The organism is Flavobacterium succinicans, assembly GCF_001662485.1.
Taxonomy (GTDB): Bacteria; Bacteroidota; Bacteroidia; order Flavobacteriales; family Flavobacteriaceae; genus Flavobacterium; species Flavobacterium succinicans_A.
Window position 1 is genome coordinate 1 of the sequence record NZ_JMTM01000043.1, and the last position, 1,941, is coordinate 1,941.

The window sequence follows — 1,941 nt, forward strand, 5'->3', positions numbered from 1 at the left end:
TTCCTGTTACAACTGGTGCCGTAGTATCATTAATGTTGATGGTTTGGGTGGCTGTGGTCGCATTATTACAAGCATCTGTAATGGTATAGGTTCTCGTAAAAGTGATTGGACATCCACTAGCCGTTCCATCCGAGCTGGTAACGGTTAAATTTGCATTGGTTGTACAGTTGTCTGCAATGGTCAATCCTGCAGCTTCTAATTCAGCAACAGTAGTCATAGCTACAGGCTTGTCTGAAATAGAACAACCAGAAACACTACTAGCAGTTAAGGTTCCTGTTACAACGGGTGCCGTAATATCATTAATGTTAAAGGTTTGTGTGGCTGTAGTCGCATTGCTACAGGCATCCGTAATGGTATAGGTTCTTGTAAAAGTGATTGGACAAGTTCCACTTGCCGTTTCATCTGAACTGGTTACTACTAAATTGGCATCGGTTGTACAATTGTCTGCAATAGTTAATCCTGCGGCTTCTAATTCAGAAACCGTAGTCATAGCTACTGGCTTGTCTGAAAGTGAACAACCAGAAACGCTACTAGCTGTTAATGTTCCTGTTACAACAGGTGCTGTAGTATCATTAATGTTGATAGTTTGAGTACAAATAGTTTGTTTTAAGATGGTATTCTCCCCTGAGTCTCTAACATCATTATTATTTGGATCAGCATATTCGGTAATTGTATAGGTTCGAATCACATTTGCATTACAACTTGCTGGATCAGCATCATTGGAAGCTGTAATTTCTACAACTCCACATCCAACAACATCAACAATACCATTGCCATTGCCTAATGCTTGAAATTCTGCAATGGTAAAGGATGTTTGTGAAGGCAAGTCTGCATAACACTGCACAGAAGTCGATGGAAATGTTGGACAGGTAATATTAAACGTACCATTTAAAACATTTGAAACATCGGTCAAAATTCCTGAACATCCGGCATTACCATTTGAGGCTTTTACCTTTAAAATTTGTCCAGCAGTCAATGTAATGGTGCTAGGAATAGCTATTGTTAAATTACCTCCATTGCCATTTGCAATAAGCGAAGGCGAAAAAGAAGTTCCGCTAGAATTCACTATTTCATAGGAAAATCCACTTTGTGTATTCGAAATGGTAATACTTGGTGCAGTACCATCACATAAATTAATATCCGTAACAGGCAAGGTCAAATCTACATCAGGGGTCACGGTAACCGTAACGTCTGATTGATAAGTTATTGGATTTGGACAACCAAAGGTAGGCTTTAAAACATAACTAGCCGTATAGGTCGTGGTGGCTGAAGGTGTAAGCGTTACAGGCATTCCTGTACCAACTACAACACCATTATTATCTCTCCAAGTAATATCGTATAAGTTACTGATAGCCGTAATAACCGCAATGGTTGACGGACTACTTGGGCATACTGTTGGATTGGAAACTTGTGCTGTAGGCGCTGTATTTGTATTACTAATAGTGACATTACTATTAACGGTATAACAAGGATTTTTAACTTCAACTACATAATTTCCTAAAGCTAAGCTTGTAAAAGTATAATTAGTTGTGGGACTAGTAACCGTAAATGGCCCTTGCACCGCTGTCGATAGATTTGATGCAGCATAAAGTGTAAATGTCATTGGATACACAATCGTTCCAGAGGAAACTTGCGCATTAATCATCCCTGAATTTGAGATATTTACATCACAAACAGCAGTTGAAGTACTTACACCAATATCAGTATAGGGTTCTATAGTAATGGCTTTGGTATAGGTTTGAGCCGCACTCGAAGCAAAAGCAGCTGAATACCCATTAAAGTTATCTACTGGTGTTACATTTTCGAAACTAATAATGTAATTTCCTGAATTCAAGTTAATAAACGAACCTGACAAGGTATTAGAAGTGGAAGTAGCCACTAACGAACCTAATCCCCCCGATCCATTATCTCTATACAACCTAACAGTGTAAGGAGATGGTT

At 38.8% G+C, this 1,941-nt stretch carries 1 protein-coding gene; it reads right to left on the reverse strand.

Annotated elements, in window-relative coordinates:
- Nucleotides 1-1,941: hypothetical protein (locus FLB_RS14375; RefSeq protein ID WP_197488946.1), on the reverse strand; the 1,941-nt coding region annotated here is incomplete at both ends.